At 38.6% G+C, this 24,769-nt stretch carries 18 protein-coding genes and 2 pseudogenes; 6 read left to right on the top strand and 14 right to left on the bottom strand.

Going from position 1 to position 24,769, the window contains the following annotated elements; all coding sequences use genetic code 11:
* Window positions 1-107: 107 nt before the first annotated feature.
* The 13 genes and pseudogenes from AMS59_RS11490 to AMS59_RS11430 form a co-directional block, all read right to left on the bottom strand.
* Window positions 108-1,346 (bottom strand): RNA-splicing ligase RtcB, encoded by a 1,239-nt coding sequence (locus AMS59_RS11490; RefSeq protein ID WP_053483886.1) that lies wholly within the window; start codon window positions 1,344-1,346, stop codon window positions 108-110.
* Between the two features lie 143 nt (window positions 1,347-1,489).
* Complete coding sequence (locus AMS59_RS11485) at window positions 1,490-3,340, bottom strand: dynamin family protein (protein WP_053483885.1); 1,851 nt, start codon at window positions 3,338-3,340, stop codon at window positions 1,490-1,492.
* A 233-nt stretch (window positions 3,341-3,573) separates the two neighbouring features.
* Window positions 3,574-4,455, bottom strand: a complete 882-nt coding sequence (gene rbsK, locus AMS59_RS11480) for a ribokinase (protein ID WP_053483884.1) — start codon at window positions 4,453-4,455, stop codon at window positions 3,574-3,576.
* An 853-nt stretch (window positions 4,456-5,308) separates the two neighbouring features.
* Window positions 5,309-5,899, bottom strand: a complete 591-nt coding sequence (leuD, locus tag AMS59_RS11475; protein ID WP_053483883.1) for a 3-isopropylmalate dehydratase small subunit — start codon at window positions 5,897-5,899, stop codon at window positions 5,309-5,311.
* A gap of 276 nt (window positions 5,900-6,175) precedes the next feature.
* Complete coding sequence (gene leuC / locus AMS59_RS11470; RefSeq protein WP_053483882.1) at window positions 6,176-7,585, bottom strand: 3-isopropylmalate dehydratase large subunit; 1,410 nt, start codon at window positions 7,583-7,585, stop codon at window positions 6,176-6,178.
* Between the two features lie 16 nt (window positions 7,586-7,601).
* Window positions 7,602-8,702, bottom strand: a complete 1,101-nt coding sequence (gene leuB, locus AMS59_RS11465) for a 3-isopropylmalate dehydrogenase (protein WP_053483881.1) — start codon at window positions 8,700-8,702, stop codon at window positions 7,602-7,604.
* Between the two features lie 191 nt (window positions 8,703-8,893).
* Window positions 8,894-10,432, bottom strand: a pseudogene (locus tag AMS59_RS11460) (2-isopropylmalate synthase).
* Window positions 10,419-11,453 carry a ketol-acid reductoisomerase gene (ilvC, locus tag AMS59_RS11455; RefSeq protein ID WP_053483880.1) on the bottom strand — a complete coding sequence of 345 codons (1,035 nt, stop codon included), beginning with the start codon at window positions 11,451-11,453 and terminating at the stop codon, window positions 10,419-10,421. Before ilvC ends, AMS59_RS11460 begins: the two are co-directional and overlap by 14 nt.
* A gap of 99 nt (window positions 11,454-11,552) precedes the next feature.
* Entirely contained in the window at window positions 11,553-12,068 is a 516-nt protein-coding gene (gene ilvN / locus AMS59_RS11450; protein ID WP_053483879.1) for an acetolactate synthase small subunit, read from the bottom strand.
* Window positions 12,065-13,831 carry a biosynthetic-type acetolactate synthase large subunit gene (ilvB, locus tag AMS59_RS11445; RefSeq protein ID WP_053483878.1) on the bottom strand — a complete coding sequence of 589 codons (1,767 nt, stop codon included), beginning with the start codon at window positions 13,829-13,831 and terminating at the stop codon, window positions 12,065-12,067. The genes ilvN and ilvB overlap by 4 nt, the downstream gene beginning before the upstream one ends.
* Window positions 13,832-14,295: 464 nt before the next feature.
* Window positions 14,296-15,966 carry a dihydroxy-acid dehydratase gene (gene ilvD / locus AMS59_RS11440; protein ID WP_053483877.1) on the bottom strand — a complete coding sequence of 557 codons (1,671 nt, stop codon included), beginning with the start codon at window positions 15,964-15,966 and terminating at the stop codon, window positions 14,296-14,298.
* Between the two features lie 345 nt (window positions 15,967-16,311).
* Window positions 16,312-17,634, bottom strand: a complete 1,323-nt coding sequence (locus tag AMS59_RS11435; RefSeq protein ID WP_053483876.1) for a D-arabinono-1,4-lactone oxidase — start codon at window positions 17,632-17,634, stop codon at window positions 16,312-16,314.
* Window positions 17,622-18,797: an amino acid deaminase/aldolase gene (locus AMS59_RS11430; protein WP_053483875.1), complete on the bottom strand. Its 1,176-nt coding sequence runs from the start codon at window positions 18,795-18,797 to the stop codon at window positions 17,622-17,624. The genes AMS59_RS11435 and AMS59_RS11430 overlap by 13 nt, the downstream gene beginning before the upstream one ends.
* Window positions 18,798-19,345: 548 nt before the next feature.
* On the opposite strand from AMS59_RS11430, the gene AMS59_RS25155 reads away from it, so the two are divergent.
* The 3 genes and pseudogenes from AMS59_RS25155 (at window position 19,346) to AMS59_RS11420 (ending at window position 20,443) form a co-directional block, all read left to right on the top strand.
* Window positions 19,346-19,474, top strand: a complete 129-nt coding sequence (locus AMS59_RS25155) for a hypothetical protein (protein WP_369814321.1) — start codon at window positions 19,346-19,348, stop codon at window positions 19,472-19,474.
* A gap of 128 nt (window positions 19,475-19,602) precedes the next feature.
* Window positions 19,603-20,068 (top strand): annotated as a pseudogene (locus AMS59_RS24200) (cysteine hydrolase family protein).
* 117 nt (window positions 20,069-20,185) lie between these two features.
* Window positions 20,186-20,443, top strand: coding sequence for a GlsB/YeaQ/YmgE family stress response membrane protein (locus tag AMS59_RS11420; RefSeq protein WP_053483873.1), 258 nt, complete (start codon window positions 20,186-20,188; stop codon window positions 20,441-20,443).
* A gap of 394 nt (window positions 20,444-20,837) precedes the next feature.
* Here the strand turns inward: AMS59_RS11420 and AMS59_RS11415 are convergent, their stop codons facing one another.
* Window positions 20,838-21,533 (bottom strand): lytic transglycosylase domain-containing protein, encoded by a 696-nt coding sequence (locus AMS59_RS11415; RefSeq protein ID WP_053483872.1) that lies wholly within the window; start codon window positions 21,531-21,533, stop codon window positions 20,838-20,840.
* A gap of 169 nt (window positions 21,534-21,702) precedes the next feature.
* Between AMS59_RS11415 and mscL the strand changes: the two genes are divergently transcribed.
* The 3 genes from mscL (at window position 21,703) to AMS59_RS11400 (ending at window position 24,716) form a co-directional block, all read left to right on the top strand.
* Window positions 21,703-22,092, top strand: a complete 390-nt coding sequence (mscL, locus tag AMS59_RS11410) for a large conductance mechanosensitive channel protein MscL (protein WP_053483871.1) — start codon at window positions 21,703-21,705, stop codon at window positions 22,090-22,092.
* A gap of 346 nt (window positions 22,093-22,438) precedes the next feature.
* Window positions 22,439-23,572: a methionine biosynthesis PLP-dependent protein gene (locus AMS59_RS11405; RefSeq protein WP_053483870.1), complete on the top strand. Its 1,134-nt coding sequence runs from the start codon at window positions 22,439-22,441 to the stop codon at window positions 23,570-23,572.
* Window positions 23,556-24,716, top strand: a complete 1,161-nt coding sequence (locus tag AMS59_RS11400; RefSeq protein ID WP_053483869.1) for an aminotransferase class I/II-fold pyridoxal phosphate-dependent enzyme — start codon at window positions 23,556-23,558, stop codon at window positions 24,714-24,716. The genes AMS59_RS11405 and AMS59_RS11400 overlap by 17 nt, the downstream gene beginning before the upstream one ends.
* The last annotated feature ends 53 nt before the right edge of the window (window positions 24,717-24,769 follow it).

Genomic DNA, 24,769 nt, shown 5'->3' with positions numbered 1-24,769 from the left:
TGGCAAAGTGGTAACGAAAAAATCCTTTTATCGCTCAATAATAAACTTATTTTTTCCTAATCAACACGCCTGATATTGTTAATAGATAACAGCGAATGCAAGTACTTTCAATTATTAGGAATTATTTTATTTTTTCGCTCATAAGGCTTAGCTGCTTCGCTAGCTTTAAAATTATAAACAGGTGTAATCACTTTTATTATATCTGCAGTTTCTTCGAGAACTGATGTAATTTCTGACATCGGCTTATATGCCATTGGGGCTTCATCTAATGTTTCTTCGTTTACGGATGTTGTCCAAATACCTTGCATCATTTCTTTAAAATCTTCCATCTTTAGTGCTTCTTTTGCAGCACGGCGAGAATACATCCGTCCTGCCCCATGTGGTGCTGAGTAATTCCAATCTGCATTCCCTTTCCCCATACAAATGAGTGAGCCATCTCGCATATTCATAGGAATAACGAGCTTCTCCCCTTTATTTGCTCGAACGGCTCCTTTTCGTAACGTCATTGTTTCTGTATCAATATAGTTATGGATCGTATCGAACGTTTCGTTAAAACGCCAGTTCATATGCTTGGAGATTGTTTCGGCAATTGTCCAACGATTCATCTGAGCATATTGCTGAGCAATTTTCATATCGTGAATATAATCATGGAAATACTCACCCTCTAAATAGGCTAAATCTTTTGGTACAATAGGATTTTGCTCTTTAAAAGCTTTAATCATCGCTTGAATTTCTTTTTCGCGTCCCTGATTTTTCAGCTCGGCAATTTTTTCTTTTAAATCTTCTTGTTGTAATGTTTCATAGGCTCTTTTTTGATGCCAATTCGCTACCTTAGCTCCGACATAACGCGACCCAGTATGGATAAGTAAGTAATGTGTGCCTGCTTCGTCTTTTGCAAGCTCTATAAAATGATTGCCTCCCCCAAGTGTACCAAGGGATAAATTCGTATAGTCATTCTTTAAGCCACTCGCTACAAACTGTCTCCCCTCGAATTCAACAAAATGACGTGCAGAAGATACTTCCTGATGGATATTCTGTCCGCTTGGTATATGTGCTCGAATTGTAGCATCAAGTTTCGAAAAATCGATATCCGTCTCATTTAACTCAGCTACAAATACACCACAACCAACATCAATGCCTACAAGATTAGGCACTACACGATTTTGAAGCTGAATCGTTGTGCCAATAACACAACCCTTCCCTGCGTGATAATCTGGCATAATCCGTACTTTTGTTCCTTCCATAAAGGCTTGATTTGCCAATTCTTTAATTTGATCGATAGCTGATTGTAAGGCTGTATTTGAATAAATTTTCGCTTCAGTAAAACGACCTTTAATTTGTATCATTTTAATCCCTCCTACTATCTATACGAAAATTGCCTTATTTAGTTTCAATTTTATTCAATTAATTCCAATTAATGAAAACTAGAATATACATAAAAAAATGTCCTAAAATTACAAATTAATTTTAGAACATTTTCTTTTAACGTTTATTCTTCATATTGAATATCTAATTTTTTCGGAATTTCTGGTATATCGTTTGATTTTACATCTACTTCTGTTAAAGCTAACGTATGTAATGGATATTTTTTCTGAACATCGAAAGGAATCGCAGTGCTCTCCATTTTATTGTTCATCTGACTACGTGCAAGTAGACCATTTTTCGTCAGGTCAATGCTTATGATACTAGTAATCGTTTCTTTCAGCATTTCAATATCTTTTTCTTTTAGCGGCATTTGTTCGTCCATTAAAAATGGTTGAATGTTATCTTTAATATAGCCCTGCGCCTCAATTAAACAAGAAAATTCATTTAATTTATTTGAGTATAACTTTAATTGGCTCTTTTCTTTTGAACGTTGTTGATTTAGCTCTTGGACTTTTTGCTCAATACGTACCAAACGTATTTTCGTTAACTCCATCAGATAACTTTGTATCGAATGAATGGACTGAAGCATTATTGCCTCCGCTTCTTGCACTTTATTAAATTGTGCAATACAAACAACTTGCTGCTTATTTAATTTGTTGACACGTTCTTTAAAAAACCCATTTTGTGTATGCTGGCCAAAAATAGCTTTCATAAGGCCTTTTCCGTGAATTTTTTTATGCTGAGCATCCAATCGATCATATTCACGCATATATTCACTATGCATATTACGATATTCTCGTAACATTTGTTGATAAAAAACAGCCTTTTCTGAAAAGCTTTCCACAATTTCATCCTGAAAATATTCGTTTTGTGAAATGATTTGTAAAAGTTGATATAATGTTTGAACATTTTTAAATACACTAGCAACCTGTTCGTATTCATGCTCATATTCAGTCACAATCGCTAAATCACGTTGATAACGTGAAAATTCGTATTGTGTATCGCCTGCATACTTTTCAATGTTCTCAACTGCAGATTGGAATGGATCTCTTTGTGGAATAACAGCTAATTCGAAGTGGAATCGTTCAAGCCATTGCAAGAAGCGAATTAATATACCATAGGTTTTCTTATCACTATTTTCTGCAACTCGGTGAATTTCTGAAATTAATTGCTTGTACTGACTTTTTTGCCAAAGCTCATCACTATTAGTCTGTTTAGCTTCAATCGCTTCTCTTGCAGAGATAGCAACAAAATCACTGATTAAATGTCCCAATCGTTCTTTCTCAGCACGGATAAACGCCTTCGTATTTTCATTTGAATCTATGGCATTGACGACACAAAGAGGCTCAACACCTTTGTTTTTTAACGTTTCCATCAATAATATTTCAGGATAAATAGCCATCGAACCTGAGCGTAATACCCAAAAGATTTCGTCAACACGATTCATCATTGCTTCTGGGAAGTAGGCCATTTCTCCTCCCCCAGCTTCCAATGAAACAGAATCAATAATTGTCACTGATTTTAATAAATCATTTTTCAAATATACTTCTAGGTAATCTAAATGTTCTCGTAATATTTGAGATGCAAAAGTATCGCCTGTTGTCAATAATTCTAACTTGCTCATATCGAAAATTGCTACAACACCATCTAAAAAATATGCCTTTATTTCTTCATGTTCACCGTATCGTAAAAATGTATTTACCCCTGTAGGATGCTGATCATTAACAGGCAAAACCTGACGTCCTAGCAATCCATTTACAAGTGTTGTTTTTCCAACACGCTCTTTCCCAACAATAAGAATCATCGTTTCATTGTTCGCATCTTGAATGATACGATTTAAGTGTTTAGCTGTATCTTTTACATATGTATTTTGTATAATAATGCCATGTAATTGGCGCAAATGATCAACAAGCTGTGGCAAAATATTATTCGCTGAGGCTGTATATTCGATCGGTACATTATCAATATTTGTCATCGTCATAACCTCTTTTCCTATGTATCTAAAGTTATTATAAATGAAATTATTCCTTTATTAATACATAGTACTAAGAAATAACAGCAAAAAAGTACAATGTACTTAAAATCAGTCGTCACAAATAGGTAATATATCTTACGCTATAATACCTTCTATCTCAGATATTATTATTCATTCAGACTAAAAGAATTAATATTTACTATTATAAATTTGCAAGAGAATTAGTCTCCTCTTTATTCTTCAACACCAGCCATACGTGCGTAAACCGCTCCAAGTGTTGGCATTCCACCTTGTGCACCGAATTTCTCCACTGATAATGAAGCTGCAATATTTGCAAAATACACTGCCTGATCCAATGATTGCCCTTCTACTAAAGCATAAGCGAGTGCACCGTTAAACGTATCGCCTGCACCTGTTGTATCTACCGCCTTCGTCAAATAGCCCGGAACATGAATAGGATATTCACCATCAAAATAGCGTGCACCAGCACTACCTAGCGTAATAATCATTTTATTAGGATATCTTTCTAATACTTGCTCAAAATCATCTCCAAAAATCTCAGCACACTCCGTTTCATTTGGTGTGATATAAGCAAGATCGTCCATCCATTGCACATCAAAATTAGCCGCTGGTGCTGGATTTAATAAAACAGGTACATTCGCTTCTTTACATAGTTTTATTGCATAAGCGGTCGTTTCCATTGGGATTTCTAGCTGCATAATGACCATCTGACTTTTCTGAATGATTTCTTTCGCTGCCTCTATATGTGCGGGCAATAACTCATAATTTGCCCCAGGTACTACAATGATACGGTTGTCGTTATTGTAGATTAAAATATTAGCAATCCCAGTAGGTGCCGATACGCTAGTAATAGTTTCAGTTTGAACATGCTCTTGCTGTAAAACCGTACGCAATGTTTCACCAAAACTATCGTCACCAATACAGCCTATCATTGTGACTTCACTTCCAAGACGTGCCGCAGCAATTGCCTGATTAGCCCCTTTTCCTCCTGGAATTGTTTGAAATTCTTTACCAAGAATAGTTTCTCCCTGCTTTGGAAAAACCCCCATTTGTACAACTAAATCCATATTTATGCTACCTATAACTGTAATCATCTTTTTACCTACCTTCCATCTTATTTGTCCATTTTAACTGAGAAAACAGTAGAAAGACAGGCCATTTACATTTAAAAATTAGGGGGTACTAATCTTCTTATTAGATGTTCTACTATGCCGTTTTTCGTCACCCTATTTAAAGTTTTCCCAATAAACCCTTCCTTGCCTCTAATTCAATTTTTCTATCACAATCTTCACAGGAAAATTTTCCGTTCATATTTTGTTTATATAGTTTATATTTCCTTGTCCCTTCGACAACTTTAAATACTTTCTTACAAAAGATGCAACGAAGCGAATAGCTAATCATAATATTTCCTCCTTATTTTCTCTTTTCATAAAAGCTTTTTTGGATAAATAACTAGCTCATCACCATTGCGTGGGGTTGATTTCCATTTCGACCGGGCACTTTCCTAGGGGCTTTTAGTCGGAACAAAAATCAACTAAATACATGACATAGCTTTTAACAAATGTCATGCTTTATTTTCAGCAACAAGCTGGTTAACATTCCATTTATTAACTATATCTCTATTTATATATTATCAAAATATTACATCAATTAGGTATGCTTTTTTTTCACAAAAATAAACATTAAAATAACTAAAGCTGAATTTTTATTATGAAAAGTGGTAAGGACTAGTCATTTACCAATTATGGAGTTTTTCTTCACTACCTGAGCAGTTTATATTCCAACCCGAGCGGTTTTTTCTGCTACCCGAGCAGTTTCGGACCTTACCCGATCACTTCTTCTCGCTACCTAACATTTCCCCCTTCATTCAAAGCAATTCCTTTTCTCTGCACAAAAAAACTGAAGACACCAAGTATGTCTTCAGTCAAAATGAAATCTCTTCATCTATTAAAATGCAATACGCTTTGCTTCATAAGCAGCGATTTGTTCCTCATATTTAAAGGTTAGGGCGATTTCATCCCAGCCATTCAGCAATGTTTCTTTATAGTAAGGATCGATAGTAAAATTATAAACTGCACCATCTTCACCCGTTACTGTTTGTGCTTCGAGATTGACTTCCATCGTGTAAGGTTTTTCTAAGCCTTTAGCTAGAACTTCATCACACTCTGCTTCAGTTAGTTTGATTGGTAAAATCCCGTTTTTGAAGCAGTTATTATGGAAAATATCTGCGAATGACGGTGCAATCACTACATTGAAACCGTAATCTAAGATTGCCCACGGTGCATGTTCACGTGAAGAACCGCAGCCGAAATTATCTTGTGCTACTAAAATTTTGGAGTCTTTAAATTCAGGTTTGTTTAACACAAAATCCTTTACTTCATTGCCCTCTGCATCGAAGCGCCAATGGTAAAATAAAAACTGACCAAAACCTGTACGCTCAATACGCTTTAAAAACTCTTTTGAAATAATTTGGTCTGTATCGACATTTTTACGATCAAGTGGTGTTATCACACTTTTTACAATATTAATTGGTTCCATTTGCAATCATCCCTTCCGTGTAAATCAATTACGCCTTGGCGTAATTGCGTCCTGGATTTTGAATTGTGCTTAGGCCTGCACGAGGGCCAACACGATGTTGGTCATTTCGGTAATGCCACAGGACGTGGCGTTTTTACCTTTGCAGGTCAGTTAGCTGTTTTCGCAGGATGCGAAGTTTTTAGGCTAACATCCTTATTTTGGCTCCTTTCAAAATCCGTGACATCTGCCAGAGGCTTTATATTCATTCAGTCTTAATTTTCTGAATGAAGATAAAAATTACACAGTTTCCTTTACGAATTCACGAACATCCACAAAGTGACCAGCAATTGCTGCCGCTGCTGCCATTGGCGGTGAAACTAGGTGTGTACGAGAACCAGCTCCTTGGCGTCCTTCAAAGTTACGGTTTGATGTTGATGCACAGCGTTCACCTGCTGGTACTACATCATCATTCATTGCCAGACACATTGAGCAACCCGTCTCACGCCATTCAAAGCCAGCATCTGTAAAGATTTTATCTAATCCTTCTGCTTCTGCTAGTTGTTTCGTCGAATATGAGCCTGGTACAACGATCGCTGTTACATTTTCATGTACCTTACGACCTTTTATTACTTCTGCAGCTGCACGTAAATCACTGATGCGTGAGTTTGTGCAGGAACCGATAAATACGTGTTGGATATCGATGGAAGTTAATGGTTGACCTTCTTCTAAGTCCATGTAGGCAAGTGCTTTACGAAGAGCAGCTTTATCTGACTCATCCTCATAATCTGCCTGCGTTGGAACATTACTTGAAACACCTGAACCCATTGACGGATTCGTTCCCCAAGTGATGATTGGCTCGATTTCTTCTGCTCGAATAATTCGAACTGTATCGTATGTTGCATCTTCATCAGATGCTAAGCTTAACCAATAATCTGCTGCTTCCTCTAACTTTTCTCCTTGTGGTGCATGTTTTCGTCCACGTATATAGTCAACGGTCGTCTGGTCAGGAGAAATTAGCCCTGCCTTTGCACCCGCTTCTATTGACATGTTACAAATTGTCATCCGTTCTTCCATTGAAAGCTTGTGGATAGCCTCTCCAGTGAATTCCACAATATGTCCTGTGCCAACGCTAATACCGAATTTCGAAATAATCGCTAAAATAATATCTTTTGCAGCTACACCCACAGGAAGCTCACCTTCTACACGAATTTCCATTGTTTTCGGCTTATTTTGCCACAGAGTTTGTGTAGACAATACATGTTCTACCTCAGATGTACCAATACCGAAGGCAATCGCTCCGAACGCACCATGGGTAGACGTATGGGAGTCACCACAGACAATCGTTTTACCAGGCTGCGTTAAACCTAGTTCAGGTCCAATTACGTGCACAATCCCTTGGTCTGGATGCCCCATTCCTGCAAGCTCAACGCCAAATTCTTCAGCATTTTTAGCTAACGTTTCAATTTGGTTGCGTGCAATCGGATCATGGATCGTTGGTAAATTTTTTGTAGGGACGTTATGATCCATTGTCGCAAAGCTTAAATCTGGACGACGCACTTGACGTCCATTCATTCTTAGACCTTCAAAGGCTTGCGGAGAAGTTACTTCATGAATTAAATGGAGATCAATATATAACAGGTCCGGTTTGCCCTCTTCCTGATAAACTAAATGTTTATCCCAAATCTTTTCAATTATATTTTTGCCCATTATCTTCACCTATTTCTTAAATGTATGTTGTCATAATGCTTTCTGAAACAAAGCTTGTATCAATCTCGTTAATGACTTTATCAGTCCATTCATTCGTCGATAGTATACGACTGCCATCACGTGCAAGATCTGCTGTGAAATAGCCATCATCAAATACTGCACTTACAGCACGTTCGATTTCAGCAGCCTCTTCTTTTAAGCCAAATGAATATTGTAGCATCATGGCAACTGAAAGAATTGTTGCGGCTGGATTTGCTACACCTTGGCCTGCAATTTCTGGTGCTGAGCCATGTACTGGTTCATATAGACCGAAATTATCTCCGCGAATAGATGCAGATGGAAGTACGCCTAAAGAGCCTGTAATAACAGATGCTTCATCACTTAAAATATCTCCAAACATATTTTCAGTAACTACCACATCATAATGACTAGGGTTAGTAATTAATTTCATAGCAACTGAGTCTACTAAATTGTGCTCTACATACACATCTGGATACTCTTTTTTCTTCGCTTCTACAACTTCACGCCATAAACGACTTGTTTCAAGTACATTGGCTTTATCAACAGAACATAATTTGCCTCCACGTAAACGTGCTAATTCAAAGGCATTTTCAACGATACGCTCAACTTCTGCAGTTGAGTAAACCGTTGTATCAATCGCGCCATTCTCAGTACGCATACGTGGTTCCCCGAAGTATACGCCGCCTGTTAATTCACGTACAATCATTAAATCGACGTTTTCGGCTACTTCACGCTTTAATGGTGAAGCATCTAGTAAACTCGGGAACGCCTTTACTGGACGTAGGTTTGCGAATAAGTCAAAGTGTTTGCGAATGCGTAATAATCCTTTTTCTGGACGTAATTCAGGTGGATTATTATCCCATTTCGGACCACCAACGGCTCCTAGTAAAACTGCGTCACTATTTTCACACATCTCAATTGTTTCATCTGGTAGTGGATTATTGTGTTGGTCGATGGCAGCGCCTCCGATTGTTGCATAACCTAAATGGAATGTATGGTTGAATCGCTTACCAATCACCTGTAATACACGTACAGCAGAAGCAACAACCTCTGGCCCTATTCCGTCACCAGGAAGTACTGTAATTTTTTTCTCCATCGTCAAAACACCTTTCTTTGTATAGCGTTGAACTACGCTATTTTAGTTAGACGCTCACCTATATGAATAGGTGAGATCATTAATATTACGACTACACGTAATGGCCTAATTGCGTTTGGGATGTGAATGATGCTGACTCAATTCACTACCATTAAAAACTGCGCGACATTCACAAAAAGCTAGATGTTTGATTAACTTACAGTCTGTGTACGAAGGCTTGCTTGAATTAAATGACGGTTGATAGCATTTAAATAAGCTTTTGCCGATGCCTCTAAAACATCCTGTGATGAGTTTCGCCCGGTTGTTGAAATACCATCATATCGAATATTAATTACAGCTTCTCCTAATGCATCTCGTCCCTTACCGACGGACTTAACTCGATAATCAATCACATGAATATCTCCTTGAACAAGTTGCTCAAGCGTATTGAAAATAGCTTCCACTGATCCTGAACCCGTTGCCACAACTGTCTTTTCCAAACCTTCTGGTGTTAAAACAATCGCTGTTGCTGTAGGAATATTTTCTGTGCCATATTGCACCTGTACCATCTTTAATTCGAAGAGTGGAACATCTTCTATTTGAACTTGCTGTTCTGTAAGAAGCGTTAGTAAATCTTCTTCCGTAATTTCTTTTTTACGGTCAGCCAATTTTTAAAATTCAGTGAATGCTTTATTTAGTTTTTCATCCGAAAGGTTGAAGCCCATTGTTTCTGCTCGGTCACGGAATGCTGCTCGGCCTGAGTGTTTACCTAGAACGAGTGGTACCTCCCCTTCACCAATAAGGGCAGGTGAAATAATTTCATACGTTTCAGGATTTTTTAATACACCATCTTGGTGAATACCTGATTCGTGTGCAAATGCGTTTTTACCAACAATCGCTTTATTCGGCTGAATAACCACATTCGTGAGCTTACTAACCAATTGAGATGTACGCTTAATTTCTTGTAAATGAATACCTGTTTCTACATGGTATATATCTTTACGGATATGAAGGGCAACTGCGATTTCTTCAAGCGCAACATTTCCAGCGCGCTCCCCGATACCGTTAATCGTACCCTCTACTTGTGAGGCACCATTTTCAATGGCTGCAATCGTGTTAGCGGTTGCCATACCTAAATCATCATGGCAATGTGCAGAGAATTTTACCTTGTCAGCACCTTTTACGTTTTCAAGTAGGAATTTAAATAATGCACCATATTCTTGTGGTGATGCATATCCTACTGTGTCAGGTACATTTATGGTTGTCGCACCTGCCGCAACAACTTCATTCATAATACGTACTAAAAAGTCACGATCTGAGCGGAATGCATCTTCTGCAGACCATTGTACAAGCGAAAAGAATTTTTTCGCATATTTTACAGCTTCCACCGCTTGTTCTACCACTTGATCGGGTGATTTTTTCAGCTTGTATTCCATATGAATGGGAGAAGTTGCTAGGAAAATATGAATGTGTGGCTGCTCGGCCACTTTAATCGCTTCCCACGTTGTGTCGATATCTTTTTGTACACAGCGAGCTAAGCCTGTTACGATGGAGTTTTTCACTGTGCCTGCAATGCGATTGACCGCATCAAAGTCGCCAGGTGACGAAGCAGGAAAACCCGCTTCAATAATTGTCACTCCTAGGCGCTCCAGTTGCTTGGCGATTTCAATTTTTTCTGCTGTGTTTAAGTTAATACCAGCAGATTGTTCGCCGTCGCGAAGTGTTGTGTCGAAAATATCAATTTTTCGCACTTGTAGCCACTTCTCTCACAACTTTTTCTTTACCTTCGTTGATGAATGGCATCATAGCACGTAATTTAGCACCAACTTCTTCGATTTGGTGGTTTGCACCAGCTTCTTTGAATTTTGTATATTCTGGACGACCGTTTTCGTTTTCTTGAATCCAACGACGTGCGAATGTACCATCTTGGATATCCGTTAATACATCTTTCATACGAGCTTTTACTGAGTCATCGATAATGCGTGGTCCTGCAACATAGTCACCCCACTCTGCTGTATCTGATACTGAGTAACGCATTGTTGCCATACCACCTTCAAACATTAGGTCAACAATTAATTTTAGTTCGTGAAGTGTTTCAAAGTATGCTAATTCTGGTTGGTAGCCTGCTTCTACTAAAGTTTCGAAACCTGCTCTTACTAATTGTGTTGCACCACCACAAAGTACAGCTTGCTCACCGAATAAATCAGTTTCAGTTTCTTCTTTGAATGTTGTTTCAAGTAAACCGCCACGAGCTGCACCGATTCCTTTACCGTAAGCAAGAGCTATATCTTTTGCTTGACCAGTTGCATCTTGGTGAATTGCGAATAAGCCTGGTACACCAGCACCTTCTTGGAACTGACGACGAACTAAATGTCCTGGACCTTTCGGCGCAACTAGGAATACGTCCACATCTGCTGGTGGTGTAATTTGACCGAAGTGAATGTTGAAGCCGTGTGCAAACATAAGTGCTTTACCTGCTTCAAGATGTGGAGCGATTTCAGCTTCATATACAGCTTTTTGACGCTCATCAGGAAGTAAAATTTGGATCACATCTGCTTCTTGTGCTGCTTCAGCAACAGTTTTTACATCTAATCCATCCGCTTTTGCTGCATCGAAAGATCCGCCTGGACGAACTCCTACTACTACATCGAATCCTGATTCTTTAAGGTTTAATGCATGTGCGTGACCTTGTGAGCCATAACCGATGATTGCGATTTTTTTCCCTTTTAATACTTCCTCGTTGATGTTTTGATCATAGTACATTGTAGCCATAGTTTGTTTCCTCCTAAATTTGGGTTTATTTTTTTAACTTCGGATGCAAATAAACCGACTAAGGGTCATATATCCAAAGCTTTCAATTTTATATGCAAACTATTTTAAAATAGAGAGCTGCGTATTTGAGATTTTTTGTGTTTCACGAACAGATGCTGTAGCCCCTGTACGCGTTAATTCTTTAATACCATAAGGTCGAATTAGTTCAATAAAGGCATCAATCTTTTCTGGATCTCCTACTACTTGATATGTGACAACGTTTTTCGCTGTATCAATAATTTGTGGACGGAATGGTTCAACAATTGAATTCATTTCCAGTCGTAAATTTGGTGGTGAAATTACCTTTACAAGTGCTAACTCACGTAGCACGATTGATTTATCTGTAATGTCATTGACCTTTAACACATCAATTTGCTTTGATAATTGCTTCACTAGCTGTTCAATTTTACGCTCATCCTCTACGTTTACAACAAAAGTCATTTTCGAAAAGTTTGGCTGTTCAGTATGACCAACTGTGATTGATTCAATATTAAATTGACGCTTCATAAGTAAGCCTGTTATACGGTTTAACACACCGCTTTGGTTAATCACTGTTACTGTAATTACTCGTTTCAATCCTTTTTCACCCCAATCATTTCATGTAAGCCTTTGCCTGGTGCTACCATTGGGTAAACACTTTGAAGCTGTTTAACACGACAATCAATTAACACTGGCTCATCAGAAAGTAGTGCCTCTCGGAAAATACTTTCCGCTTCATCGATTGTGTTAATTCGGTAGCCCTTCAGATCATATGCATCCGCTAATTTAACAAAATCTGGTTGAACCGGCATTAATGAAGATGAATAACGTTCCTCATAGAATGTTTCTTGCCATTGGCGTACCATTCCTAGACAGCTGTTATTTAAAATCACCACTTTTACCGGTAAGTTGAATTCTTGTAGAATAGAGAGCTCTTGGGCAGTCATTTGGAATCCTGCATCCCCTACAATGGAAACAACTTTTTTGTCTGGCTTCGCAAACTGGGCGCCAATTGCAGCCGGAAAGCCGAAGCCCATCGTACCAAGTCCACCAGACGTTACCCATCCATGATCATTGTTTAATCGATAATATTGCGCAGCCCACATTTGATGCTGACCAACATCTGTCGTGACAATTGCGTCACCTTCAGTAATTTTATGCACAAGCTCTAATGCTTCCTGCGGTAAAATTTCTTTGTCCTCTGGCTCCTTGCTGTACCATAATGGGTATTCCTTAGCATGATTATTTAAGAATGCTAGCCAGTCTGTTGTATCTGGACCATCGAAGTCTTTTTTCAAGAATGCTTTTAATGCTTCTTTGGCATCTGCAACGATTGGAATATCTGTCGGAACGTTTTTTCCAATTTCCGCTGGATCAATATCGATGTGTACGATTGTTGCATTTGGAGCAAATGTTGCTAAATTACCTGTTAAACGGTCATCAAAGCGAGCTCCGATATTCAACAATAAATCTGATTTTGTAATAGCTGTGTTCGCTGTTACAGTTCCATGCATTCCTGCCATACCGATGAATAATTCATGCTCTCCATGAATTGAACCAAGTCCTAGTAAAGTATTTGCTACTGGAATTTTGTATTTTTCAGCGAATGTTGTTAACTCTTCTTTAGCATCTGCAAAGAGGACACCAGCTCCAGCTAAAATGATTGGATTTTTGGCCAGTGAAATCGCCTGAATGGCCTTTTGAATTTGTAAATAATTCGGTTTGTATGTTGGCTGATAACCTGGTAAATATATTTCATCAGGAGCCTGTGGTGGGTTCTCCACATCAAATAGCATTTGAGAAACGTTTTTCGGGAAATCCACTACAACAGGGCCCTTTCGACCAGTGCTTGCAATATGGAAAGCCTCTTTAACAATACGCGGGATATCATTAACATCCTGCACCTGATAATTGTGCTTCGTAATTGGTGTCGTAATTCCCATAATGTCCGCTTCTTGGAAAGCATCTGTACCAATCACGGATGTTGAAACTTGACCTGTGAATACAACCAATGGGATGGAATCAATCATCGCATCAGCAATACCAGTTACTAAGTTTGTTGCCCCCGGACCGCTTGTTGCAATAACAACACCAGGTTTATTGGAAACACGTGCATAGCCTTCCGCTGCATGGATTGCACCTTGTTCATGTCTAGTTAAAATATGACGAATCGGATTTTTATACATGGCATCATAGATTGGTAGTACCGCTCCACCTGGGTAACCAAAAACAATTTCAACACCTTGTTCATGCAGTGCTTGCACTAATACGTCAGCACCATCTTTCGCTTGATAGGTTTGTTCAGCTTTTGCTGCTGTTGCTATTTCTTCTTTTTCATTGATAGAAACATTCGTACTCATCAAATATGCCTCCTTTTTATCATTCAATTTCACATCAGCAATGCGCATCAGTGAAGTATTACTAGCTGGTTCTCTCCTTGAAAAGAGATGACAGACTCTTTGTAACGTCCTAAAAAAATAAAAAGCCTTTTTCTCCACACGCAAAGAATTACCTTACGTAGGGATGAAAAAGACTTTCCATGGTACCACCCTTTTTTATAGCAAATAATTGCTACCTCGTGAATAAATATAAGCATTTATGAACCAATGCGAGATCATTCGCATCCAATACGGTGTCATAAATTATTTATTCATTAATAACGAGCACTTTCGATTATGCCCGGAGCTATCTAATGGCGAACACGCTTTTAATAGCTCGCTCCGAGGGGATGTCGGATCTAGTTGTATCGCCGGCTTCCAGCACGACCGGCTCTCTGGTAGATACAAGGCTCTAGAACCTTTAACCTCATCAACGCTTTAACTTTTTAAATTTTCATAACGCCACCTGTAGAGGCGTTTGTTACTAGTTTTGAATATCTTGCTAGCCAACCACGCTTAATTTTCGGTTCAAATACCGGTAGCTTTGCACGACGTTCAGCTAATACTTCATCTGAAACTTCTAAATTGATCGTACGATTTGGTAGATCAATTGTGATTATGTCACCGTTCTCTACTAAAGCGATTGGACCGCCTTCTGCTGCCTCAGGTGAAATATGTCCGATTGAAATACCACGAGATGCACCTGAGAAACGTCCATCTGTGATTAACGCAACCTTTGTACCAAGTCCACGACCTTGAATCGCTGACGTTGGTGCAAGCATTTCAGGCATCCCTGGGCCACCTTTTGGTCCTTCGTAGCGAATGACGACTACATGGCCCTCTTTAACTGTCCCGTTATCGATATTTTCCTGTGCCGCTTCTTGTGATTCGAAGACGATTGCTTCGCCTCTGAATACTTTGATAGAAGGGTCTACAGCTCCTACTTTAATAACAGAACCTTCTGGCGCAATATTTCCAAATAACACGGATAAGCCACCAACTGGGCTATACGGATTATCTTTTGTACGAATAACTTCATCATTTGTAATATGATAATCTTTTACAAGCTCACCCATTGTTACTCCTGCAACTGTCGGTCGATCTGGGTGAATGGCACCTGGAATAGATGCTAATTCATTAATAATGGCACTTACGCCACCTGCTTTATTAATATCATCCATTGAAATATCTGAAGCAGGCATAATTTTCGCTAAATATGGCACACGCTCTGCAACTTTATTAATATCTTCAATGTTATAATCGATTTCAGCTTCATTGGCGATTGCTAATGTATGGAGGACTGTATTTGTCGAACCACCCATCGCCATATCAAGTGCAAATGCATCATCAATTGCTTCTTTAGTAATAATGTCACGAGGTTTGATGTCCTCTTTAATCATACGGACTAATTGTTTAGCAGCTTCTTTAATAAGCTTATGACGCTCTTCAGAAGTAGCTACGATTGTTCCATTACCTGGTAATGCTACTCCTAGCATTTCCATTAAGCAGTTCATAGAGTTTGCAGTAAACATTCCTGAACATGAACCACATGTTGGACATGCATTGCTTTCGATATCTAACAGCTCTTCAGCTGACATTTTGCCTGATTTATGAGCCCCTACACCTTCAAAAACTGATGTTAATGAAAGTTGCTTGCCAGTAGCAGAAGTACCTGCCTCCATTGGACCACCAGATACGAAAATTGACGGTACATTAGTACGAACTGCTGCCATTAACATTCCCGGAGTGATTTTGTCACAGTTAGGAATATAGAATACTCCATCGAACCAGTGTGCATTAATAACAGTTTCAGCTGAGTCTGCGATAATTTCACGGCTCGGTAAAGAGTAACGCATTCCAATGTGCCCCATTGCAATACCATCATCTACACCAATTGTATTAAATTCGAATGGAATACCACCCGCTTCAATAATGGCCTCTTTGACAACATCAGCAAATGTACGTAAATGAACGTGACCTGGTATAATGTCGATATAAGAATTACAAACCCCAATAAATGGCTTGCCTAAATCTTTCGCTTTTACTTTGCCTGTCGCATATAAAAGACTTCGATGTGGCGCACGATCTACGCCTACTTTAATCATGTCACTTCTCATTTTAAACGCCCCTCATTTATTGCTATGTTCGTTGCTATATACGAAATGTTCTGTCTATTCCGTTTTTACGTATATGTCAATCGCCTAGAAGACGACTAACTGCTGGAACGAACGTGTTAAATTGTTGTAATCATAGTACGAAAAAAAGGTCTAGTCAACAGTATTTTTAGAATTGTTTGAACAATTTAAATAATATACAAAATTTGAAATCGTTTTCATGCTGATTAAGTATCACTTTTATCTCGCTTCGGAGAATATTTTGACATTTCGTTCAAATTTTAATTTTTTAAATAATCTCTCAACAGTTTTTCCAAATCCTCCAAAAATATGTGCATAGCTATTTCCTTACAATGTAAATAATTTTCTTAAGTACCCTGTTAAAAATACATTATCGGGATCATATTGATTTCGAATGGCAAAAAACTTTTTGATATCTGGGTATAGCTCTTGTACATAATTAGCAGTTAAATGACTTAGTTTGCCCCAATGTGGTCGTCCTTTATATTTCATCATCATCGTATGGATCCATTCAAAATAAGGCTCTTCCTGCATTCCTTTATACATGTGAAAGGCAATAAACGCTGATTCTTGTCCTTGGGTAGGACTTAAAAAACCTGCTTCCCCCGCTGTAGTTCGACATTCTAACGGAAAATGTACATTAAAAATCCCACTTTTAAAGGTTGCGTGGATTTCCTCTATACATGCCTCAAATTGCGTTAATGGGATAGCGTATTCACTTTCTTGAAACTTGACGCTACGTGGAGACGGGTAAATTTCATAGCTTATCCCCATTTTCTCCCCTTCCACAACATTAGCTGCTGCTAATTTACTCATTGCACCACTTAACGAAGGCTTCCATTTACAAAGCTCGGACATAGCAAAAAAAGCACCGTTCTCTACTATTTGAAGTTTCAATGTTTCGATTCTCTTACTCCAATTACTCTGATAAATAGGCGCTATAGCGTTCATCCGCTTCACTTGAATGGTTTCGCTGCCTGGAAAATAAAACCACTCAACATGTCGATTCTGTCGAATATCTTCAGCAAAAATCGCCAACCCATTTTCTAAAGTAGCTCTTGTGCTCACATAATGTAAGCTGTATAGAGGTATCACCTTAATCGTTACTTTCACAAGCACACCTAGCATACCTAGTGAAACATGTAGAGCTTCAGATAAATCATCCATTCCTCTCATATGCTCCCTATAAGTACCTGTACCATCTACAAAACCCCATCTTGTTACAGTTGAGGATAACGAACCGAGTGTTACACCTGTTCCATGGGTACCTGTTGACACTGCTCCTGCAATCGTTTGCTCTTGAATATCCCCCATATTTATAAGGGCAAATCCATACTTCTCAAGCAATGGTCCTATTTCATATAAATACGTTCCAGCCCAAAGCGTCGCCTCTTGCTTCTCCTCATTCACAGCTATGAGCCCACGCATATTATGTAAAGAAAGTGCTATATGCTCAGGCATTGCCACAGCGCTAAAAGAGTGCGCCGCACCTGTGACACGAATCGTTTTTCCTGACTCACGTGCATGCTTCACGATATTTGTAACCTCTTCAATAGATCGAGGTAAGTACATCTCAGACGGATAAGAGATGACATTTCCAGCCCAGTTTGTCCACTTCTCACCATTTTTCCACTTATCTATAGAAAACATTGTCCATCCCCCCTATAGGTTGTATATGCTCCTATATACTTGTCCCCTTTAATTCCATGCAGTTTTTGAAATCTTTCACACAGTTCACCAGCTTTCGCATGTCGAAAATATAACGTGTCTCCTACGTTAACTTTTTTATGCTTTACTTTAACCGGTGTCTGAACTTCTCCTACTCCTTCTAGGCTAAGATATGAAAAGAAGGTTGACTCATAGAATACTGGTAATCGATCGGCACTAATTGCCCCAGACGCCGTATAGCCTCCTCCGTGACAAACTACAATATTTTTTTCTGGCTTTCTTGTTACACTTAAAGCAAATCCAGCCGCCTTTTCCAGCTGTAAATGCGTAAATTGATCAAACAAAGCTGGTGCATAAAATGCAGAACCAACCGTAATTTCTGTTACTTCCTTCTGTTGTGCCGTGTATGCCATACTTCCTGAACCTCCACCATTTACAAAGTGCAAGCTTGGAAAATATGCTTTTATATGCGCAATGGCTAATCTACGAAACTGGGTAACTTGCTTTTTAGCTTGCAATTGCATTACTTCAATAAGTTTTCCTTTAACAGCATTGGCTGGTCGATTACCGACTCCTGCAATTTGAGCCTCGTAGCCCATTGCTCCAACTACCTCAATAAATGCTTGATTTTTAATATATTCGAGGAATGGGGTTAGTGACTCAAGTGAATGAAGCGAAGAGCGTTTTGTACCAAAATAAAGCACCTTAAAATCATTGGATACATTAATATCAATACATACCTGCACACGAACACCTAGCTCTCGCCCAAGCTCCGCCAAAAATCTGACATGTTCCCGCTTATCCACCATAAAAGTGACAGTTTTCCCCGCCTTCACGAAATGTAATAACTGACGAACAGCAGCTTCTTCCATCACCGGATATCCTAGCAGTAAATCATCAAAGTGCTGTTGCAGTAAAAAAATTGTTTCTGCCGCTGTAAACGTCATAATTCCCGTCACATTAGGTAGATTTTTTTGTAAATATCGTAATATCTCCACAGAACGAACTGATTTCGTCGCGATACGTATATTTTTCTCTTCACAAGCGTCGTGTACGGTTAAAATATTGTGATCCAATGCATCAAAGTCTAACCAAGCAAATGGACGTTCTAGTTCATGAAACGCTCGATCAAATCTAGTGGTCATGCTATCATTCCTTTGTTTGTGTCTTTAATATTCATTATTAAAATTCATTATTAATTATGCCTCGGCATAATTGCGTCCGGAATCGGCCAGAGGCTTTAACTTCTTTCAGCGGGCGTCCAAAACACCTGTAGCTGACGCTTCGCTTTCGCTACCAAAAAAACTGCTGAAAGAAGTTAAAGAAATTATATTTAGACAATAAAAAACAACCGTGGACATGTAATCAAATTTGCCTTCACGGTTGTTTTTAATAATGGACAAGCATTAAACTCACCTTTCTATTATTTTAAGAGATTACGAGGAAAATATGAAATCCGCTGCTAAATTTAGTAACACTAGCAGATGTAAGCCTGCAATAAGTAATCCTTGGCGATTTAAACGTTTCATAGCTGTCATATTCATATAGACCACTCTCCTTTTTTTCACATTATACGCTCAGAAAAATCAATTTTCAAACTATTCGTAACATTAAAATCGAATCATTTTTCTGACAAACAGGCCCAAATATGGCATGAAAAAGTGAAATTATACCTATTGAGAGAGTGAAAAGGTTGAAAAAGGCTTTATTAGTAATTGATTATACGTATGATTTTGTCGCTTCTGATGGAAAACTAACTTGTGGAGAGCCCGGTCAAACATTAGATCAATTTCGCCTTGGCGTAATTGTATCCGGATTTTGAATTGTGTACGTACAATTCATTCTTTTCAAAATCCGTGACATCCGCCGGAGGCTTATCTTCATTCAATTGATATTTGGATATCCACAACAGTAACTGCATTCAACTCACACCTATAGAAATGGAAGACTCTGCTGAATGAAGATAAAAAAATCTCAGCCTTAGTTCAAAAATTTATTGCTGAAAAAGAATTTGTCGTTTTTGCGAATGATCTACATGAGGAAGATGATCCATCCCATCCTGAAACAAAGCTATTTCCTCCTCATAATATTCGTGGCACTAAGGAGGCTATTTATACGGGCAAGTTGGTGAAATTTATTACCTTCACAAGAAGTGATGTGGCTCGATAAAACTCGCTATAGTGCATTTGCCGGAACCAATTTATCGATTTTAATGAATGAACGAGGGATCAACGAAATTCATTTAGTTGGCGTTTGTACTGATATTTGTATTTTACATACAGCAGTTGATGCTTATAATTTGGGCATTTCAACGATTGTTTATGCAGATAGTGTTGCTAGTTTTGATGCTGCAGGTCATGAATGGGCTTTACGTCATTTTGAACATACATTAGGCGCAACAGTTGTTACGTCATAAAAAACTTAGCGTGAATTTGTAATAATTACTAAAGAAGCTAGTCGCGTTTAATATGCTCCATTCAGGGCATAACTAAGCAATCGCCATTATATCTTAATTTTAAGGAGATGAAAAAGAATGATTAGCTTCATTTGGTATTTAATCATCGGCGGAGTATTAGGTTGGTTAGCTGGCGTTATTTTAGGTAAAGATATACCCGGCGGCATCATCGGAAATATTGTTGCAGGGGTTGTCGGTTCTTGGATTGGTAGTATGGTTCTTGGCAACTGGGGTTGGAGAGTTAGTAATTTTTACGTATTTCCAGCATTAATCGGTGCTGTAGTGCTGATTTTCATTGTAAGCATTATTTTAAAGAGTATGCGTAAAGCAACCTAAATATGTAATAAAGAGCCATCATTTTTGATGGCTCTTTATTTGTTTTTGAAAAACCAAAGTCAAGGAAATGATGAGAATCATTACCTCGCTTTCTTATGAGTGTCGAGTCCTGAAATGGAACGTAAACATACTTATGCTTTGGTTTCGATACGACAAATGTTTTATCTGTGCGAAAGCGAAGCGTCAGCGACAAATGTTTTATCTGTGCGAAAACGAAGCGTCAGCGACAAATGTTTTATCTGTGCGAAAGCGAAGCGTCAGCGACAAATGTTTTATCTGTGCGAAAGCGAAGCGTCAGCGACAAATGTTTTATCTGTGCGAAAACGAAGCGTCAACAACAAAGCGCCCTGTCGGAACGGAAATCAACCGTTTTGCCAAATTACAATATGGTATTTTACTTTTCTTTATAAACGACTGCTTCCTTTAATTCATCATGATAGTCATTATACACATTGAAATAATGTAACACCTTTTCCACATATTCATCACTGTGATTGTACTTATAAACAGCTTGCTTAATATGACCATCTGCTGCACCATTTTTCGATAAATAATTCGCGGCACTAAATATAGCGTCCTCAATATCATAAGGATCAGCAATGCCGTCTCCATTAGCATCTACGCCATACCCACCATATTTTTTTATGGCTTCTAAATTCATTAATTCTACCTTCGATATATCCCCCTTTCCTAATCCCGAGCAGGAAGGATGTTGCCAGCCGACAAATGTACAAGGCATAAATTGCATCGGGCCTTCAGCCCCAGCTGATGAAACGAGCGATTTCATTGAAGAAAAGCGTGTTTCAATTCGATGATGGGCGGCAAGCAACGTCCAAGGCACACCATATTTCTCTTCCGCTGCTACATAGATAGGAATATATTGCTCAGGAATGTTCATATCGAAATTTTGTTGAATTTCTTCTAGTTCTTTTTGCTTTGCTAATTTTTCAAATATAGGTAATGTTTGTAGCTCCTTCCATGCAAAAAAAGCGAAAACACAAACAGTTATCGCTATTGGAATTAATAATGCTATCATGCCTAATTGAGCGGAAGGCGATAGTATCGGTTTTTTCTTCTTTTTTTTCGTCATATGTCACACCTAATCATTTTATTCTATTTCTATATTACCAAAATTTTCGATTATATAGCAGATTTTTCAGTATATAATTACCACTACTTTAATAGTTGAAAAGAAAGGGAAAAATATAGTAAAATAGAATTCGATTATTTTATATGGATTAAAATAGGAGGAATTTGTTTTGTGGAAAGACTTTAAAGAATTTGCTATGAAAGGCAATATTGTCGATCTAGCAGTTGCAGTAGTAATTGGTGGTGCTTTCGGTAAAATTGTTACTTCCTTAGTTTCAAATATCATAATGCCATTAGTCGGTGTCTTAACTGGTGGTATTGATTTAACAGAGAGCTTTGTGTTTGGCTCAGGAGATGCGAAAGTTAAATTAGGCGAATTTTTACAGTCGATTATTGACTTTTTAATAATTGCATTTGCAATATTTATGGCATTAAGACTTATGACAAAGCTAACTCGTAAAAAAGAAGAGGCTGTTGTGGAAGAACCAGCACCAGAATTGGATACTAAAGAAGAGCTTCTAAAAGAAATTCGAGATTTATTAAAAAAAGAACAAGCTTAAATTATATGTAAATGAGAATCTGTCTAATTTCCCTTGGATACACCGAGGAAATAAGCAGATTCTTTTTGTTTAATAGATTTATTCCCTTTAAGATCGAAATTTCATGGTTCAAAAATAGCAACCTGATGACTTTACTTTATAACCATAAAAAACGTCCTTCAATTCTCCTCCTTTTAACATATCCTACTATTCCTAGGTGATTTCCTCTAAATAATATCACCAATTTTCTGAAATCATCTTGTTCTTCTTTAATTTACATGTTAAATTGATAACAATTATTGAGAATATGGGGAAAAGAAGGTCTAATAGACTCCCCCTCTATTATGATGAAGAAAAGAGTGACGACATGACAAACAGCAGAAGTATTGAAACAAAACTTGTACAGCTTGGAAATTTAAGTGATCCGATAACAGGTGCTGTTAGCCCACCAATCCATTTATCGACAGCTTACAAACATACAGGTATCGGTGAATCCACTGGTTTTGATTATACACGTACAAAAAATCCAACTCGTGCTCTATTAGAAGCAGGGATTGCCGATTTAGAGGGCGGAGATGCGGGCTTTGCCTGTAGCTCTGGGATGGCCGCTATTCAACTAGTTCTATCATTGTTTAAACCTGGTGATGAATTAGTCGTGCCTGATGATTTATATGGTGGCACATATCGACTTTTTAATTTCTTTGAAGAAACATATACTATTAAGCCTGTCTACTCAAAATTTGAATCGGTTGAACAGGTAGAAGCATTAATCAACGACAATACGCGTGCACTATTCATTGAAACACCAACAAATCCGCTTATGCAGGAATTTGATTTGCAAGTATATGCAGAATTAGCTCACAAGCATGGGGCATGGTTAATTGTCGACAATACGTTTTATACACCATATTTCCAACGTCCAATCGAATTAGGTGCAGACATTGTCATTCATTCGGCTACTAAATATATAGGCGGGCATAATGATGTGTTAGCTGGTTTAGTTGTCGCAAAGGGTGCTGACTTAGCCGAACGCATTGGCTTTATTCATAATGGTAGCGGTATGGTTTTAGGTGCGATGGATTCCTGGTTACTTATTCGCGGCTTAAAAACGATGCATCTTCGATTAAAACAGCACGATGCGAACGCCAAGGCAATTTCTGCATATTTAGAGGAAGAAGAGCTTGTAACAGACGTGCTCTATACAGGAAAAGGTGGCATGCTTTCATTCCGCTTGGAAAAGGCTGAGTGGATTGACCCTTTCCTTCGAAACTTGCAGCTAATTACTTTTGCTGAAAGCCTTGGTGGTGTTGAAAGCTTTATTACGTATCCTGCTACTCAAACACATGCAGACATGCCTTATGATGAGCGTATTGAACGTGGTGTTTGTGACCGATTACTACGCTTTTCAGTTGGCGTTGAAGAGGCTGAAGATTTAATTGCGGATTTAAAACAAGTATTCGATATCCTTAGAAAAGAGGTTAAAAATGAAGCAGCATATTGAGACAAGCCTAATTCACGCAGGTGTCCGTGATGGCTATGAAAATAAAAAAGGTGCAGTCAATGTGCCTATGTATTTATCATCTACTTTCCATCAAGAGAGTATCGATGAATTCGGCGAATATGATTATGCACGTTCTGGTAACCCTACGCGGGATGCATTAGAAAAAGCAGTAGCTGAGCTTGAAGGCGGAGTACGAGCCCATGCATTTTCTTCTGGGATTGCCGCTGTATCTGCAGCATTAATGCTATTATCTCAGGGGGACCATATGGTCATTACGGAGGATGTTTATGGTGGAACATACCGCTTCGTCTCCAAGGTTTTACCACGCTTCGGTATTTCCCATACTTTCGTTGATTTCACTGATTTAGCGGCAGTAGAGGCAGCCATTACACCAGCTACAAAGCTACTCTATATGGAAACACCGTCGAACCCAACACTTGGCATCACAGATATTCGCGGAGTAGTAGCACTTGCCAAGCAGCATAATTGCTTAACGTTTTTAGACAATACGTTTATGACACCTTTACACCAACGTCCACTTGAGCTAGGTGTTGATGTTGTTATTCATAGTGCTACAAAGTTTTTATCTGGTCACTCTGATATTATCGCGGGATTGACAGTAACTGCTGACGAAAAGATTGGTCAGGATCTTTACTTTATCCAAAATTCATTCGGCAATATATTAGGTGTACAGGACTGCTTTACTTTATTACAAAATATGAAAACAACAGATGTGCGTTTTAGTCGTTCTGCTGAATCGGCACAAAAGATTGCGGAGTTTTTAGCTGCAAATTCCCTTGTCGAGCAAGTATACTACCCGGGGCTTGCATCACATCCTGGTTATGAGATTCATCATAGTCAGTCCACGAGTGCAGGTGCAGTACTATCCTTCCGCCTACCAAGCTATGAAGCTGCAAAAGCACTAGTAAAAGCGATGAAAATTCCAGTTTTCGCTGTTTCTCTTGGTGGCGTTGAATCGATCTTATCCTACCCTGCTAAAATGAGTCATGCAGCAATGGAGCCTGAGGAGCGTGCAAAACGTGGTATTACGGATGGCCTATTACGTTTCTCAGTAGGACTAGAGCATGTTGACGATCTGATCGCCGATTTCGCTCAAGCATTAGAAGTTGCCGCAAAAGCTTAGAAAAATTGACAACAACCGCGTCTCTTATAATCAGAGACGCGGTTTTGTTCAAT

The sequence above is a fragment of the Lysinibacillus sp. FJAT-14745 genome, assembly GCF_001275675.1.
Lineage (GTDB): Bacteria > Bacillota > Bacilli > Bacillales_A > Planococcaceae > Lysinibacillus.
The sequence above is the reverse complement of the archived record's forward strand: the minus strand, read 5'-3'. Positions and strand labels throughout refer to the sequence as shown.